We start from the raw sequence: 17,926 nt of genomic DNA on the forward strand, positions 1-17,926 counted from the left end.
CATGTTAGTCAGTAGACGAAAAGGAAATACAGCAAATCATATCGTCAGAATCAATGGAAAACGAATCGATCTCAAAGCAGTAGAACGTGTCATCATGCATCACTTTCCACTAGAGGAATGTGTTTTGATCCCGAAGAAAAATCAAGAGGGCGGCCTATCGCTTGTGCTATTTGCACAGGCGAAGGACCCTTCGCTGACAAGAGAGGATCTGATGAACGGCCCGCTTCATTCTTATGAAGTGCCATCCGCTCTCGTCTTATTACCTTCCTTGCCAAAGACAGAAATTGGAGCCGTCGATACAGAGGCACTGCTTTCAATTGATGTACTAGATCAAGAGGAATTAAGAAAGATAGAAGAACGCACCAAAGACATAGATGGAGTAGAGGAAGCGGCTGCTTTCATTGAGAGTCAGACAGAAAGACAGACGCCCTATCATTTAGATGACTTATTCCCTGACAGACAGCGTACTCAAGGCAACGAATCGATCTCAAAGGATGAAGCCAGCCAAACAAAACAATCATCCGCTCATGAAAAACCGCCAGCACTTATTTATGGCGGTGATGTCATCGAAAAACCAGGTACACCTGTCACATTGACAGAGGTGCTGATCCGTGCAGCCTTTATGTCACCTGACCACGGAGTGACTTATATCAAAGAAGGCGGTCACGCGGTGACCCAAACCTATCCTGAACTACTAACAGACGCTGAACGGGTCCTGTCTGGATTAAGGGCAGCAGGGCTGACAAACGGTGATCAAGTGTTACTTCAATTGAAGGATCATCACGATCTTATCACGGTGTTCTGGGGCTGTATTCTCGGTGGAATCATTCCAACCCCGGTCTCTGTGCCGCCTGTTTATGATGAAATGAATCAAGGTGTGAACAAGTTGAAGGGCGTATTTCAGCTGCAAAATGAACCATTCATTATTACAAACGAAGCGAGTGCTGAGGACATTGCTGGGTTGCGAGAGGCATTTGAATCAAAAGCGATTCCTATTCTAACAATCGAAACGTTGCTTGCATGCGAACCGGATGAACAGCATTATGAGCCAGAGCCGGATGAGCCTGTGCTTCAGCTGCTGTCTTCAGGAAGTACGGGTGTACCAAAATGTATCCGTCACAACCATCAAAGTATTTTGTCTAGAATCATTTCCTTTGAGCAGGCAAATGGTTTTACGTATGAGGATGTGTCACTTAACTGGATGCCGCTTGACCATGTAGGAGGTATTGTCATGTTTCATGTACATGATGTCTATCTTGGCTGCCAGCAGATTAGTCCATCCATTGATCAATTTATCGAGCGGCCGATGGTGTGGCTGGATTGGGTAGAAACATACGGCGTCACAAGGACGTGGGCACCAAACTTTGCATTTGCCATGATGAATGAATATGAGGATGAGATTCGCAAGGGGGGCTGGGATCTCTCCACCTTGACCTATATCATGAATGCAGCCGAAGCGGTTGTTCCGAAAGTAACGCAGCGCTTCATGCACATCATGGGTCAGCATGGGTTAAGCCGCCATGCGATGGTGCCGGCTTACGGTATGTCAGAAACATCATCAGCTATTGTTCAGTCAAAGGAATTCATGCGGCAGGATGATCAGGATGGACAGCTGACCATCGACCAGACCTCGTTAACGAGTGAGATTCAATATGTAACGCATGATCATCCGCACAAGATGACGTTTACAGAAGTAGGTGCACCGATTCCTTCTGTATGGATTCGGATTGTAGATGAGCATCACCAGGTGCTGCCAGAAGATCAGGTGGGGCGCTTGCAGGTGAAGAGCCCAACGATCATGATGGGCTACTATCAAAATGAGGAAGCCAATCAAGAAGTATTTGCGGAAAACGGCTGGTTTCACACAGGGGATTTAGGGTTTATTCATGAAGGGCGTCTTGTCCTCACAGGACGGGAAAAGGACATCATCGTCATCAATGGAGCGAACTATTTGAATTACGAAATTGAAGCCGTTGTGGAAGAAGTTGATGGGGTTGAAGTCACCTTTGCCGCTGCGTACGGCATTTATAATCCGGAATCAAGCAACGATACGCTCGCCGTCTTTTTTGTCTCACAAAAGGATTCAATAGAGGATCAAATCACGATGATTCAGCAGATTAGAGAGGCGATCATTCGAAAAATTGGGATAGAGCCTGATCACATCATTCCGGTGAAAAAAGACCAATTTCCGAAAACAGAGAGTGGGAAAATTCAACGTGCCCAGTTAGGCGCTGCGCTTAAAGATGGAGTGTTCCGCGACATTGAACGTGCACTTGATCTTGCCTCAGAAAATGAACAAACACTCCCGAATTGGTTTTTTAAACGCATTTGGGCAAAGGAACATATCGGTCCATCTCAGCCAAATTCTACTGATCATGTACTCGTTTTTGAGGATGAAAAAGGGCTTTACCAATCGCTTTACGCACAATTCGAACAAACGAATCAGCCCTATGTTTCTGTGAAAAAGGGGTATGAATTTTTACGCCTGTCAAAAGGAATGTATCAGATGAATCCGAGAATCAAGGGGGATTACGTCAGGCTCGTTGCAGCACTTGAAGCAGATGAACTAAAGACCGGCCGCATGCTCCACCTGTGGAATGTGTCGGACAAAGAAGAGATCGTTGATCCTGCTCAGTTCAAAGAACTGCATGAAAGTACCAGTCAATCCATTTTGTATCTATATCAAGCGCTGAGACAAGAAAATCAAGAGCCGATCCGTCTCGCCGTTGTGACAAAAGGTGGTCAATTTGTGAAGCCGCAAGACGATCTTCATGTTGAGAAAACAGCGCTGGTCGGTCTGTTAAAAACCATCCCGCAAGAATGGGAAGGGGCAGAGGTGGCTCATATTGATATTGAAGCGGAGAATGTGGATCAGGATGCCAAACGCATAGCTGAAGAACTGTCTGCGATTCATATGAAAGCAGAGGTGGCTTACCGACAGGGACATCGTCTCGTACCAAAGCTGGAAAAAGTCGATATGATCGAAGCACCTCAAACAGAAGGGTTTTTAGAATATGAAGGTCTTTATTTGCTTACTGGAGGACTGGGCGGTATTGGGTTTGAACTGTCTAAGCAGATGCTCCAATTTGGCTTAAAGCTCGTGTTAATTGGACGGACACCTCTTGAAGAAGACGTGGAAAAGGAAAAGGCGTTCACACAGCTTAAAGGTCTTGGAGATGTCATCTATGTCCAAGCCGATGTGACCCATTTATCTGATGTCGAGCAGGCAATTTATGAAGCAGAAAAGCATTTTGGACAGTCAATCCGGGGCGCGCTGCATTTAGCCGGAGCCGGCAATGTGTCTGAGCATTTTCAGCATGCGGACAAGTATACACTGGCTCATACATCAGAGGAAGATTTCATAAAAGAATTATCAGGAAAAGCAGACGGAGCCTGGGTGTTACAGGAAGCCTTCAAGCATAATCCGACAGTACCACTCGTCTTTTTTGGATCGGTCAATGGCTTTTTTGGCGGTACAACATTCGGGGCTTACTCTGCGGCGAACAGTTTTTTAGATGGACTCGCGCACGCTCTCACCTTTCAAGAAGGAAGAAGAGCGATCTCTTTGAACTTCAGCATGTGGGATAATCTTGGTTTGTCTAAGGGACATACTGGGGCAGCACTAACTGTTCGTAAGGGATTTCAATTGATTGGAAAGAAACAAGGTCTCCACTCATTATGTCTAGGTGTTCGGCTAAATGAAGCGCACCTATTTATCGGCCTGGACGGGGCGAATCCAGAGATCGCTGGGCATCTTCAACCAGCTTCAATGCCGCGTTTTGAGAAAAAGCTTTATTATACTGTTCAGCCCGGTAAAGAAGTGAATCTTGATGATATCACGGGCGTAACAGTGGGGGACTGGGACATCAGAGAAGTACCGGATATACCGAAAAAACAAGATGGCTCTATTGATCATGAAGCCCTCAAGCTGAATCATTACCAAAACGTACACCAGATTGAAAAACAATTGCCGGAAACGAAGACAGAGCAGGTGCTTGCGGCTATATGGGAGGACATTTTGGAAGTAGATCGTGTGTACAAAGAGGATCAATTTTTTGACCTTGGCGGGCATTCATTAAAGGCGACTCAAACGATTTCCCGTATCAATCATGAGTTTTCAATCAAGGCGCCATTAAAAATACTATTTGAAAGCAAACATCTGGCACATTTGGCACAAATGGTCGAGGACATCAAAGGAGCTCCAGCCGTTCAGGAAGCCAAGATTCCAAAGCTGGAAAAGCAAACAACCTATGAGCTGTCACATGCCCAGCAGCGGATTTGGTTCTTATCCACATTAGAAAAGAGCCATCATTACAATATATTAGGTGCTTGGAAGCTGACAGGACGATTACACATTCAAGCATTAACGAAGGCGATTGGCCATTTAACGAAGCGTCATGAGGCACTGCGTGCAACATTCAAATCACTTGGCGGCAAGCCGGTTCAACTCATTCGTGAAGACCTCCCGCCATCAGTGACAGTTGCGAATTTCTCATTATTTAATGAAAAAACAAGAGCGAGAAGACTGGAGCAGCTCATTCAGCAAGAAGCAAACCGCATCTATGATTTAGAAAGAGGCCCACTTGCGCAGTGGACGATTGTCGATATGGGCAAAGAGGAATATTACCTGCTTTGCGCACAGCATCACATCATTTCAGATGCATGGTCGCTCAGCCTGCTCATTCAGGAACTAGAAGTGGTATATGACGCGTTGCTTGCAGAGAAAACACCTCAACTCCCAGCGCTTGAAATTGAATGGACAGATTATGTTCATTGGGAAAATGAACAATTAAAGCATCATCAAGCTGATCAAACTTATTGGCTTGATACCTTACAAGGAGAGCTTCCAGTGTTAGAGCTGCCGTTTGACCGCCCTCGTCCGCCGGTTCAAACATTCAACGGTGCTACAGAGCAAATCGTACTAGATGAACCGCTTATCCGGCGCTTGCAGGCTTTGTCCAAGCAGCAGGGCACAACACTCTTCATGACGATGCTGTCAGCATATTACGTTCTGCTTCACAAGCTGTCAGGCCAAACAGATGTCATCATTGGTTCGCCTATCGCAGGGCGCGATGCCGAACAATCAGAGAAGCTTGTTGGGATGTTTGTGAATACACTCGCGCTGAGACAGGACGTCTCAAAAGTGGACACATTTGCTGATTTAATGAAAAACGTGAAAGAAATGACGTTAAAAGCCTTTGAGCATCAGCATTATCCATTTGACAAGCTTGTCGATGACCTTTCGATGGATAGAGATTTAAGTCGATCACCTATTTTCCAAGTCGCCATGGGATATGTAACAGATTCGTTAGAGGTAAACCTAAAGGGGCTGACATCTGAACATGTGATGGTCCATCATACAGTATCTAAATTTGATCTTACCCTGCATGTATTTGAACAGGAAGATCAGCTGTCGATTCATGTGGAATACAATACGGATTTATTTGATCAAGAGACAATCCATCGTTATATGAATTATTATCTTCATCTGTTAGACGGCATGACGGCTCAGCCTGAACGCGCATTTTCTGATTATTGCTTAATGGACAAAGCAGAACAGGAAGCCATGATCATAGGGAAAAACCAAACCGATACGTCTTATCCAAGACGAACACTTCAAGAGCTGTTTGAAGAACAGGTGCAGCGTGATCCGCATCGTATTGCCTTGTCCTATATGGAAGAGCATATGACGTATCAAGCCTTGGATGAGAAGGCAACACAACTTGCTGCTTACTTACAGTCAAAAGGAATTGGACCAGGTTCACTTGTACCGATGCTCTTTGACCGTTCCTTTGAAATGATTGTCTCGGTACTAGGTATCGTCAAGTCTGGTGCTGCTTATGTTCCGATGTCACCTGAATATCCAGATGCACGAATACGCCTGATTGTCAGTGATACACAAAGTGATGTGATCTTAGCCCAGTCTCATCTTGCAGATCGTCTAGAGGGTCTTGCAGGCACAATCGTTGAAATGGACAAGCCTTTACCAAAGACAGAAGCAGTGTACCAAAGAGAAAAATCAATCATAGGGGAAGATCAACTGGCCTATGTCAACTACACATCAGGATCAACAGGCACGCCTAAAGGCGTGATGCTCCCGCATGCAGGAGTTGTCCGTTTAGTCAAAGAAACGAACTATATTGAACTAGGCTCAGAAGATAAGATGCTTCAGCTGTCAAACTATGCATTTGATGCCTTTACATTTGAATTATGGGGAATGCTGCTGAATGGCGGTCAGCTGATTTTGATCCCAAAATATGCAGCACTGAATATGGATGAATTAACGCAGTTGATCAAAATACATCAAGTGACAGCCAACTGTCTGCCAACGGCATTATTCAATCGACTGATTGAGCATGACCCAAAAAGTGTGGCAGGCTACCGCACATTACTTGTTGGCGGAGAAGCCATGTCTAGTGAGCATGCCCGAAAGGCATTGCCGTATATGGAAGGTGTGTTGATCAATGCTTACGGTCCAACAGAAAACACGACCTTAGCGACAACTCATCAAGTCACACACGTACCAGAGGATGCAAGATCAGTTCCAATTGGGGTCCCAGTGGCGAACTCGACTGTCGTCATACTAGATGAATATTTCAAGCCAGTACCAGCAGGCGTCAAGGGAGAAATCTATATCGGCGGAACAGGACTGGCTAAGGGGTATCTCCATGATCCAGAACGGACGCAGGAACGGTTTATTGACAATCCATTCCCGGCTTTAAAAGGAGACAAGCTGTATCGTTCAGGTGATCTAGGGAAATGGCGGTCAGATGGCAGCATTGAATACCTCGGCCGAAAAGACAACTTGGTGAAAATTAGAGGCTACCGGATTGAATGTGGAGAAATTGAGACAGCCCTGCTCAAGCATCCACAAGTAAAAGAATGCACAGTCATCGCCAAAACGTATGGCAGTTCAAAACGGCTGGCGGCTTACCTTGTCACTGATGGAGAGAATCCTGTTCCGGGCTGGAAAGCATTTTTACAGGAAAGCCTGCCAAGCTATATGATTCCAAGTTACTTTATCGCAATGGATACGATTCCAGTCACAACGAACGGGAAAGTCGATCAAAAAGCCCTGCCAGAACCGACGGAAATGGTCTCTTCCTCTCATGAAGACGACAAACCGGCAACTGAAACGGAACAACTAATTGTCTCAGCTTTCATGGAAGTGCTTGGGGTGAAACAAGTAGGCGTGCATGACTCCTTCTTTGATTTAGGCGGAGATTCGATTATGAGTATCCAGGCTGTGGCCAAATTAAAAGAAAAGGGCGTTCGTGTTGATCCAAAATGGATTTTCATGCATCCAGCGCCAGCGCAGCTAGCCGCTTACTTGGACACATTGCCAGAAACCGGCGAGCATGTAGAAAGAGAACCGAAGGACTATGTGATCGAGCTGAAAAAAGGCGATCCAACTGAACCGATTATTTTCTTTGCACCGCCTGCCGGGGGGACGGTGATGGGCTATATCGATGTCACCAAGCTCATGACACATCAAGGAGCCGTTTACGCTTTGCAGTCACCTGGCTTATATGAGGATGAAGAACCACAATTCCTTCATTACACAGAGCTTGTCACCATATTTATCGAAGCCATTGAGACCTTCTATCGACCAGGAATTGACTACCTAGCAGGGCATTCAATGGGCGGCCATCTTGCCTACGGAATGAATCAGCGGCTCTGCCATGCAGGAAAAGCGCCGAAAGGACTGATCATTTTAGATACGGTTCCAGTGCTAAGAGATGAGGCAGATCAAGCGCTCCATGCGGATATGAACGAAGAAGAAGTGAAAATGCTTGCGCTCGTCCTTGGAATGGGGAATCTCGTTGGAATCCAGCCAGAAGCTTTACAAGGATTGAGCTTCCAAGAAGTGAAACAGAAAATACTCAAAGAGGCAGAAAAGGATGAAGTGGTCCATCAATTTATGAATGATCACTATTTAGATAAATACTTGCAAATGCAGACACATAATACGATCATGTCACAAGCCATTGAATTAGAAAAAGAACCATTCCCTGTGCCGTTTTATATTGTACAAAGCAGTGATCACGCCACAGATTTCCAGAAGAAGTTTGCAGACTGGGAGGCTTATACGAAAGAAACGTGCACGTATTATCAAATCAAAGGTGACCATGTCACCATGATGAAAAGGCCGCAGGCAGATGAACTTGCACGGATTCTTCAAACTATCATAAAGGGGTAAGGACGTATGAATCAGTTATTTAAAACCTTTGAAAAAAAATCAGACCTCATTCAGCTTATTTGTTTTCCTTTTGCAGGCGGATATTCCGCCTCTTACCGTCCACTCTTTGAAGAGCTTAAGGGCATTGCCGAAGTCACAGCAGCAGAGCCCCCGGGCCATGGGACCAATCTCATGCCGCTTGAATCAAGCATTGATCGGCTGGCTGAGTTGTACAAAGAAGGATTGACAGGCAAATTGAACCGTCCATTTATCTTATTCGGACATTCAATGGGAGGACTTGTGGTGTACAGACTGACCCAACTGCTAGAAAAGGAAGGGATATATCCTGCAGCCGTAGTGATCTCTGCCATTCAGCCGCCGCAAACAAAAAGACAGATTCTGACTCATTTATCCAATGAAGCATTTGTTCAGCATATTGCCGAAATGGGCGGGATTCCAAAGGAATTATTAGAGAACAAGCCAATGATGGATTACTTTACACCGTCCTTGCGCGCAGACTATCAAGCACTGGAAACCTTTCAGCACACAGACAAATCGATCATTGAATCGCCCGTTTATTTATTCAATGGAAAGCAAGATGAGAAATGTATGCAAGATGCAAGCGGCTGGCTAAAATGGGCAAAAACCATCGAACGCACCAATTTCGACGGAGGTCACATGTACATCAACACACACCTCGAGCATTTCACAGAACAGATGAGACATGTCATCCAACATGCAACAAATCATCAATTGATATAGAAATAAGAAAAAACGGCCCATATTGGGTCGTTTTTCTACTGAGGAATAATACTTGAAAAAGCTGATATAGCTATAGAAAATAAGAATAATAATACAAACGGAATGTAAAATTTATAACTCCTATTTTCTTTAGCTTTTACATAGGAATAGCACCATACACTAAATGATACTATGACAAAAATATTGACATTCCATAAAAATGGAAGTGTAATCATGTGTTCAGCATTAGATACCTTAAAGAGATATAAAATAATGACAATCAAATTACCTATTAAAATGAAATAGTAAGCTAATATCCCTCTTTTAAATATGCTTTTATAGGAGTCTTTTATTCCAAAAATTATAAAGCTTAGAAAAATGACTAATGAAAAAAATAAAACTTCTACTATAGGCTTAAATGTTTCTCCAATAACAGCAAGTGAAATACCTATCCACTTACTAACTTCAATTATATCTTGATTTCCTTCGAGTTGTAGCTCTAGTAAATTCTTATTTATTTCATCCATTTTCAATATAGAAAGGATGAAGGCTATAATACCAGAGAGTATACTTACTAATATAATGTGTTTTTTCATAATAACATCCTTTTTCAATATCAAATTTTTATAAAATAAAATTCAATAATCGAAGCAATAAATAACAAGAATACTCCTGTTATGAGCTGCTTGAAGTAGATTTTTCCTTTTGTTTTAAATGAAATTTTGTCTTTAGAAATTATGTACCGTACAATTTGCCTTGATATATCAAATGAGACAAAATAAAAAAGGAACAAACCAACAATCTCCACCGGAGAGTGGAAAATAACATAGTATAATGCTATATCAATGCCATATATATATGTATACGATATAAAAAATGCACCTAGGAAAAACCCATTTAAAAAAATAATAATACTAGATAACAACCCTAAACTAACTATTCCTGATATTAAGATTAGGAGTGACACAAAAAGATTATTGATAAAAATTTCCTGATAGCTATCAATCTGTATGTTGTTTTTAAAATCTACACTATCTATAAACGTTGAAGCAAAAATACTTAAGCTAAAACCTCCTAGAAATAGTATTAAAAAAACAGAGAAATTTTTAAGATAATATTTCAAAAAACTTCTTTTCGATTTGATCTTCATGAAACGTCACTCCTGAAGATTTTTTTTCTGAGTGTATGATACTACCATTGTCAATAAAAAGGATTTCATCGCATAAGTCTGATGCAAACTGAATGATATGTGTGGAGAGCAAAATGATTTTGTTGTCGTCTCTGAAACTTCTTAAATGTTTTTTCATGTCCGCCATGTTTGTAGGATCAAGGCCTGTAAAAGGCTCATCTAATAAAATGATGTTTGGATTATGTAGTATGGTTAAAATAAAAGACATTCTTTGTCTCATTCCTCGTGAAAGAGCAGATGAACGACGATGAGCTTGTTCTTCTAAACCATATTCACTCAACAGATCCTTGATTTGATCAATTTCTAAGGTTTGTTCTACAAGCATGGATTGGTATTTTATCAATTCAAAACAAGTTAAATTTTCAAATAGAATTGGATCGTCTTCCATGTATCCGATTGAAGAGAAGTTTTGTTTACTATCATTTATTAATATTAGACCTTCATCAGGGTTTATTAATCCAGCTATCATTTCTAAAATAGTAGTTTTTCCAGCACCGTTTTTCCCTAATAGTCCAATAATGGAACCTTCTTTGAAATGCATTTCAGGAATCATGACTTTAAAGTTAGATTCTTTGTATTCTTTGGTTAGATCATGAATTGATAACATACTATCCCTCACTCAAATAATGTTTTAAACGATTTATAGTTTTTATTTATTGTTCTATGCCAATAAGTAATTATTAAAGATATAATTATAATTGAACTAGCAGCCATAATTGCATTTGTCACAATGAAATATATTGTGTTATATGAGGAGATAACTGCTAAACCTAAAATGAAACTATAGCAAATATTCAAGGTCAATTTACTAAGGGAACTTGGAATTTGATAAACATATTCCCATTTAAAATAAGGAAATAAAACAGTAGAACCGACAGTACAAATAGCTATTAGAATGCTACAGTTGATTAAAGAAATGATCACGAACACAGGTTTATCTAAATGTATTGTAAAACTAGAGAAAATAGTATATATAATACAAAAAAACAAATGTATTACGATAGATAATACCATCTTGGCTTTAATTTTATTTTTCGCAAAATTAGGTAATTTTTGTTTTAAAGGGAGAATTGGACCGTCAATATCGAACGAGACATAACTTTGTATTGCGTTTGATAAAATAATCATAGGAAAAATAACACAAAAAATAAATAAGAAATCATTTTCTATATCTAGTGTTTCAAGTTGATTTGTATTAACACCATAAAGTATTAAACCTAATAAACCTCCAGATAATGTTAATATAAATAGTGAAACAGACCATTGGATAGGGGGATTTCTCATTAAAAGTGTAATCTCATAAAATAAGATATGATTAAAATTTCTAGATGTTTCTTTTTGCTTTTCTTTAGTTTTTTTCTGAAAATGAAAAATAGGTACATTATGAATATTTCTTTTCCAATTAATCACTAACAGTAAACTAATGAATGTGAAGATTAAAATAATATATATTGAATAACCGGCTAAAGAATTTATTAATAAATTGAATTTGAATACAGTAAATACCCAAAGTAAAATGAGGCCTGTAGTTATATACCCAATAGATGATGAAATTGTAAAAAATCTAGGATTTGAAAGTAAAAATAATAAATGTAATCTAAGTAGATATCCTAAAATAACCGAAGTAATTCCCAAAGCTGCTAATGTAAAAGGTTCTTGATACCCATTTATACTTAAATTTGTTAAGTAAGACCCTAAAAAAAAGAATAATAAACCAACAATAATACTGAAAAACTTGCTCATATCTTTGCCGAAAATGTACTGATCTAGATGGATTTTTAAAATAGCCATCTGTTTTTTATCTGAAGAGAAGAGAATTCTCATCAAACTCTTATCGATATTTACTGTTAACATTAATATCAAAAAAGATAAGTAGATGGTTGGTAAACTTTTAATGAAATAAGTAGTTAGTACACCTAGAAATAGAGGGGATATTATGTATAAGAAAGAAAATAATACAAAAATGAGAGCATTATTACGTTGATGCCTTCTAAAATCATTAATTAACAAGATTTTTGTGTAGGTTAAATATTTATGCATTTACAACACTTCCATTTTAAATTTGTTATAGAGAAGGTATTAAGACCTTCTCTATTAAAAAAATTAGAAAGAAATAGCATATTTTATTCCATATTTCTTAGCGTAATTAACCACTAGAGAAGCAATAACACCAAGTCCGAAAGTACCAAGTACAGCAGCGATAGCACCAACTGTACCAGCTGCATTTAGAATTGCACTAATAGAAGTTATTGCCCAACCAGGTATTTGAGGATAGTTTGCTACTAGATTTGCAAAAGGCGTTACTGGTTCAAGAGTCAATAAAATCATAGTTGTTAAAGTTAGAGTGAAAATAAGACTCAAGCCTAAAATAGCAAATAATCTGTTTTTTACTCCTAATTCCATATTCGACACCCCCTTTCTTACTTATATACCCATATTATACATAAAAAGATTTTATGATAAATGGGTTTTTTATACTGTATTTCATTTAGTTGTAACATAAGCTTTGGAAGTATTTTGATAAAATATTAGAATTGATATGAAATAATTGTTCAAAAATCATCACCTGATAAACTGTTTTAACATCTAGATTGTAAAAGTAGAACAATTACAATGTGTGTTGAATTACAATGACAACACTTCAGTAATTCAATAATGAAAGACGGGACAAAATCTCTGAACAGGTGATTGTCTCTATGTTTTCATCAAAAAAAGCTTTTTTATACGCATTTCTATTTAATAGGAAAGGTAAAGTGAGTAAGTTTGGGCGAAGCAAGGGGCTTCATGATTAGGAATGTCAAAGTAGTCGTCTGTCTAAAGAAATATGTCATCCAACATGCAACAAATCATCAATTGATCAGACATTAAAAAGAAAGCGGTCCTCGTTTGAGGGGCCGCTTTCTTTTATGAATTCTGCTTCTTCACTACATTCCCGCCAATCACCCCGCCAATGACCAACACAGCCCCGATGATATGATAGATATCAATCGTTTCATGTAAAATGAGAACCCCGGCGCCTATTGTGATAAACGCGGATAGATTGTTAAAGGTGCTGACCTTTGCAGCTTCAAGATGAGAGAGGGCATAGTTAGATAAATACGCAGTGAGAAGTGATGAAATAATGCCTAAAAAGAGCATAGACCATACAAAAGATGAATGTGTAAAAGGGCTGAAAAATTGCGTCATTGTATGGTTTACCGAGTGTCTAATGAGAGCGACGGCATTGAAAAAGACAAATCCAAAGAATGTCATCACGAAGGTGAGTTCAATCACATGGAACCGCCGTGTAATCACCCGGGCAAATACACTGTAAGCACTGGATGACAAGGCAGAAAGTAAAATCAGCACATAGCCGATCATGTGTGAATGTTTCACATCAATTCCCTTCATCACAAAGAGGAGCATCACCCCGGACACAGAAAGAATGGTAAAGAGCACCTGTATCCATGTGGCACGTTCTTTTAAAAACCAAGCTGCCAGCACCATCGTCAGAATGGGGATCGTCGCCTGAATGATGCCAGCCTCTGACGAAGACGTATACATTAGCCCCCATACTTGAAATGCAAAAAACAAGACAGGGTAAAGCAAGGAAAACGGTACAAGGTAGATGAGATCACGCCATTGAAAGGATAAACGGTATTTCTTACGTAAAAATGGATACAGCAAAAGAGCGGCTGCAAAAGAAATTGTAAAGCGATGTGCCAATAAATCAATCGGATTCGCTGATTCTAATGCGATTTTCACAAATAAGAATGAAAAACCAATGATACAGGCGTATGCTATCGCAGCAAAATACGCCTTTTGGTTGGAATTGTCCACAAATATTCTCCTCTACACGAGCATGCATGCTTCAGTTGAATTGACCGGTTCTGTCTTTTTATCGTAAACGGATCATCTTAGGTGTACAATAAGAGTTCATGATATCTGTACCGGTACAAGGAGGAAGTAGTGTGAGGAAATATGATCAGCTTGTTCTGAGCTTAAAAGAGAAAATCGAGTGCGGTGAGTACAGGGCTGGTATGAAAATCCCTTCAATTCGCCACTTAGCGGCTCAATATGCTGTGAGTAAAAGCACGGTCATCAAAGCATTAGACACATTAGAGCGTGAACATCTGCTTTATTCTGTGGAAAGAAGCGGCTATTTTGTCGTGAAAACAAATCAGTCGGCGGGTAAGCAGGACAGCACATGGATTGATTTTGCTTCATCTGCGCCTGATCCTGTTGTGTTTCCATATGTCGATTTCCAGCACTGCATCAACCAAGCGATAGATTTGTATCAAAATGATCTATTTATTTACGGTACAGCCAACGGATTACCATCCCTACTACCAGTCATTTCAAAGCGATTGATGGATTATCAAGTATTTGCAAATCCAGAACAGATCGTCATGACCTCGGGTATTCAGCTTGCTTTATCGATTTTAAGCACCATCCCGTTTCCGAATGGGAAACAGACCATATTAGTAGAACAGCCGGGCTATCACCTATACCTCCAATATTTAGAGAAAAATCAATTGCCCGTGCGCGGGATTCAGCGGACGGAAAAAGGACTCGACCTTCAGGAATTGGAGCGCATCTTTCGAGAAGAAGAGATTCGCTTTTTCTATACGATGCCAAGATTTCAAAATCCGCTTGGAACGAGTCTATCGAAACAAGAAAAAATAGCGATTGCAGCTCTTGCCGAGGCGTATGATGTCTACATCGTTGAAGATGATTATGTAGCAGATTTAGAATTCGACACAAAAAGAGACCCGATCTATTCGTACGATCAGGCGGGAAAGGTTATTTATTTAAAAAGCTTCTCAAAAATCATCTTTCCAGGGCTTCGAACAGGAGCTGTCGTCTTACCTGAAGAACTGATTGGACCTTTTAGTGAACACAAACGGCTCATTGATATCGACAGCTCTATGCTATCCCAGGCAGCCTTAGAAATTTATTTAAAAAGCGGGATGTTTGAGCGTCATAGAGAAAGGATGCAAACAACCTATCGAAACCGATCCAAACAGCTGGTGACATATTTAAAAAACGACCAAGGCGCCTATCAGCTGGGGGAAGAGGACCCAGCTACCCATACACATCTTCTTCTCGATCGTTCCATTCCGATGAATCAGCTCATTCATCAGTTGAAAAAGGCATCTGTTTACGTTCAGCCAATAGACCGCAATTACATCTCTACCTATCAGAAGGCGCCCATTCTTCAGCTGAACATCTGGCATGTGAAAGAAGAGCAAATCACACGCGGAGTCGATTTGTTAAAGACGGCACTTCAGCAAATCGCACGTTATTAAAGGCGTGACAGTACCTCTTTGCAAGTGAGTGTCTCGACGCTCTCAGCCGCAACAGGCTTTCTTGTGCACACGGCCATTTGATAAGCAGGATCAAGTGAGTATATATGGACAAAGCAAGGAGCTTCATGATCAGGTAATGTCAAAGTAGCTTGTCCACCTTTTGACAGGCGGGCTGTAAAGGACGAAAGACCATAGGATAATCCCTTTCCGGTCAGCTTGATAAAGGCTTCCTTCATTGACCAGAGATGAAAGAAGTAGGCTTCCTGTCGTTCCACAGGTTGTGAGAGTAAATCCTGATATTCATCATTTGAAAAAAAACGTTTGGCAATCGTAAGATCAATGGGTTTCATCTCCTCAATATCGATGCCAACAGGTGCATCATCTACTGCACAAACCACCCAATCGCCAGAGTGAGAAAGGTTAAAATGAAAAGAAGGAATTTGCCGGACGACAGGCTTGCCATTTTCCTCTGTTTCAAACACAATTTGATCTATAGGAATGGCGTACATATCATGGATGATTTGACGAATCAACACTTCACCTAACAGCGTTCTTCTTGCATCAATCAGAAAACGAAAGCGCTCAGCCGCAGCACGCTTTTCAGGTGACACAAAGGGCTTCAGCCGATCGATTTGTTTTCGTGCTTCTATGTCTTGTAAGTGTTGTAATTGGATAGCGAAAATCTTCATAACGAACCTCAATTTTTTACATTTATTGTACCATTTGAGGGGGCCGTGCAAAAGGAAAACAGGAATCATCGTGAAAAAGGCAGCGTGTCCCGCTGCTTTTTACGTCTGTTTGATGACGTGAACACCATTCGGATCCGTCATATTCATCGCCTCAGAATCAGACATTTTCACCTCGAGTAAGGAAAGGCGTTCTCCTATTTGCCAGTGGATGGGCTGGTTCAAACCAAACAGCAGCTGATCGAATTTTGGTGTATGTAACAAATCAGGAACAGCAATCGTCATCTCACGCAGCGCTTCTGCTCCATTCTCAATAACATCTATACGGCGCTGCAATTCGAGCCTGAAACGAAATGGTGTGGAAATAAATGTTCTTCGTTCCCCAGCTTGGATCGGCCAGTTCAGCTCTTTTGCCTGTACAAGCAGCTGATCATATTCTTCTTCTGTGACCAGAAAGCCGATGTGATCAAAAAGCACTTTCTTGCTATAACCGAATGTAAGGTTGATATGTCCCTTTCTCATTTCGACAATTCGAAAGCTCGGCTCTTTCTCTCTAAAATCATCCCATGTGAGCGGAGGGTGAAAAGAACCGTCCTTTGTGAAACGCTTCTTTACTTGAAAGCCTAGTGCAAAGTAAGCCTTTTCGGTCTCTTCAACAAATGGTGTCCAGTAATGATAGTGGAAAAGCTGCATGAAGACTCATCTCCTGTTTTTAATATAAGAATATTCAGTTTATTAAATGTAACACAAGAAAAGCCATTCTCATCAGTAGAATGGCTTTTTCCTATCGGGTAAGAGTTTGAACGGGCTTCTCTGCCGTTTTTGTAATGAGCAGCTGCAAGAGCCGTGTGGATTGTGGCAATGAGAAACGAAGCACAAGTCCTGTAAAAATGGCGGTCAAAATGGTCCCGATTCCGATCGGTCCACCGAGTATCCATGCAAATAGAAGCACAGTTAATTCAATGCCATTTCGGACCCATTGTACGTTCAACCCTGTTTTTGCTGAGATGAGCAGCATTAATGAATCTCTTGGACCGGCGCCAAGATTGGCTGAGACATAAATGCCAACGCCATATCCAGAAACAACAACGCCCGTAATAAATACATATAAAGCGGGTAAATACCCATGTGGTGCAGGTAATACCGCGTTAAAGAAATCAATAAACATGCCAATCAGCACCATGTTCAGTAAAGCGCCGATCTTTGGAAATGATTTCGTAAAAACAGATGTTAGTGTCACAATCAGTGCACCAATAATAATGGACCATTGTCCAATCGTAAGTCCAAAGTGCTGAAACAGTCCGTAATGAAAAGCGTCCCAAGGACCAATTCCAAGGATCTTTCCTTTCACTGTCAGCGATAGTCCAAAAGCAAGTACGATCAATCCAACAAAATAAAAAAACCAACGTAAAAGATGTTCCCGCTTCAAAAGCTTTCCCTTCTTTCTTAAACACTCGATTTCTATCGTAACATACTCACAAGCCCCTTTAAATGGCTTTGCTCGATTGTAATCGCTTACTTAAGAAAAAGATTTTTTTCGAAAAAATGAACGAAAACATCAAAACAAGCAGCAAGACTTTTGGATTGTTTTTTTTAACAAAGCGAACCAATTATTAACTTTTTTTATGAAAATAAGAAAAAAATGCAATTGAATTTGACAAAAAAATAATCTTTATCCATTTGAAGGATAATTAGCTTTAAATAGAAGAGATTGTATATAAATCACGTCATTAGACATGTTTCATTGGATAGGTAAAATGTGTGGAACGCAATGAAAAAAGCTTCTTTTATTGGAAAAAACATAGATGGAATAAATGATGAGAGGTGTATGTTACTAAAGATC

Annotated in this window: 12 protein-coding genes; 3 read left to right on the forward strand and 9 right to left on the reverse strand. The window is 40.4% G+C overall.

The genetic code is table 11. From position 1 onward, the window contains the following. The first annotated feature begins 1 nt into the window (after position 1). Entirely contained in the window at positions 2 to 8,200 is an 8,199-nt protein-coding gene (locus C6W18_RS14830; protein ID WP_105928047.1) for a non-ribosomal peptide synthetase, read from the forward strand. 6 nt (positions 8,201 to 8,206) lie between these two features. After that, positions 8,207 to 8,941 carry a thioesterase II family protein gene (locus tag C6W18_RS14835; protein WP_105928048.1) on the forward strand — a complete coding sequence of 245 codons (735 nt, stop codon included), beginning with the start codon at positions 8,207 to 8,209 and terminating at the stop codon, positions 8,939 to 8,941. Between the two features lie 35 nt (positions 8,942 to 8,976). Here the strand turns inward: C6W18_RS14835 and C6W18_RS14840 are convergent, their stop codons facing one another. From C6W18_RS14840 to C6W18_RS14865, 6 genes are all read right to left on the reverse strand, one after another. Then, positions 8,977 to 9,516 (reverse strand): hypothetical protein, encoded by a 540-nt coding sequence (locus C6W18_RS14840; RefSeq protein ID WP_105928049.1) that lies wholly within the window; start codon positions 9,514 to 9,516, stop codon positions 8,977 to 8,979. A 20-nt stretch (positions 9,517 to 9,536) separates the two neighbouring features. Continuing rightward, positions 9,537 to 10,070, reverse strand: a complete 534-nt coding sequence (locus tag C6W18_RS14845) for a stage II sporulation protein M (protein ID WP_105928050.1) — start codon at positions 10,068 to 10,070, stop codon at positions 9,537 to 9,539. Beyond that, a complete protein-coding gene (locus tag C6W18_RS14850) occupies positions 10,027 to 10,716 on the reverse strand; it encodes an ABC transporter ATP-binding protein (RefSeq protein ID WP_105928051.1) in 690 nt (229 codons plus the stop codon). The genes C6W18_RS14845 and C6W18_RS14850 overlap by 44 nt, the downstream gene beginning before the upstream one ends. Before the next feature lie 8 nt (positions 10,717 to 10,724). Beyond that, positions 10,725 to 12,149 carry a hypothetical protein gene (locus C6W18_RS14855; protein WP_105928052.1) on the reverse strand — a complete coding sequence of 475 codons (1,425 nt, stop codon included), beginning with the start codon at positions 12,147 to 12,149 and terminating at the stop codon, positions 10,725 to 10,727. A gap of 63 nt (positions 12,150 to 12,212) precedes the next feature. Further along, positions 12,213 to 12,512 carry a hypothetical protein gene (locus C6W18_RS14860; RefSeq protein WP_105928053.1) on the reverse strand — a complete coding sequence of 100 codons (300 nt, stop codon included), beginning with the start codon at positions 12,510 to 12,512 and terminating at the stop codon, positions 12,213 to 12,215. A 501-nt stretch (positions 12,513 to 13,013) separates the two neighbouring features. Then, positions 13,014 to 13,928, reverse strand: a complete 915-nt coding sequence (locus tag C6W18_RS14865; protein WP_105928054.1) for a DMT family transporter — start codon at positions 13,926 to 13,928, stop codon at positions 13,014 to 13,016. Positions 13,929 to 14,059: 131 nt separating this feature from the next. Between C6W18_RS14865 and C6W18_RS14870 the strand changes: the two genes are divergently transcribed. Beyond that, positions 14,060 to 15,397 (forward strand): aminotransferase-like domain-containing protein, encoded by a 1,338-nt coding sequence (locus C6W18_RS14870; protein WP_105928055.1) that lies wholly within the window; start codon positions 14,060 to 14,062, stop codon positions 15,395 to 15,397. Here C6W18_RS14870 and C6W18_RS14875 read toward each other — a convergent pair. The 3 genes from C6W18_RS14875 to C6W18_RS14885 form a co-directional block, all read right to left on the reverse strand. Further along, positions 15,394 to 16,086 (reverse strand): 4'-phosphopantetheinyl transferase family protein, encoded by a 693-nt coding sequence (locus tag C6W18_RS14875; RefSeq protein ID WP_105928056.1) that lies wholly within the window; start codon positions 16,084 to 16,086, stop codon positions 15,394 to 15,396. The genes C6W18_RS14870 and C6W18_RS14875 overlap by 4 nt on opposite strands. A 99-nt stretch (positions 16,087 to 16,185) precedes the next feature. Then, positions 16,186 to 16,776 carry a hypothetical protein gene (locus C6W18_RS14880; protein ID WP_105928057.1) on the reverse strand — a complete coding sequence of 197 codons (591 nt, stop codon included), beginning with the start codon at positions 16,774 to 16,776 and terminating at the stop codon, positions 16,186 to 16,188. Positions 16,777 to 16,867: 91 nt separating this feature from the next. After that, positions 16,868 to 17,512 carry a YczE/YyaS/YitT family protein gene (locus C6W18_RS14885; protein WP_105928058.1) on the reverse strand — a complete coding sequence of 215 codons (645 nt, stop codon included), beginning with the start codon at positions 17,510 to 17,512 and terminating at the stop codon, positions 16,868 to 16,870. Positions 17,513 to 17,926: the final 414 nt, after the last annotated feature.

This window comes from Bacillus sp. LLTC93, from assembly GCF_002993125.1.
In the GTDB taxonomy this organism is placed as follows: Bacteria; Bacillota; Bacilli; order Bacillales; family Bacillaceae; genus Bacillus; species Bacillus zhangzhouensis.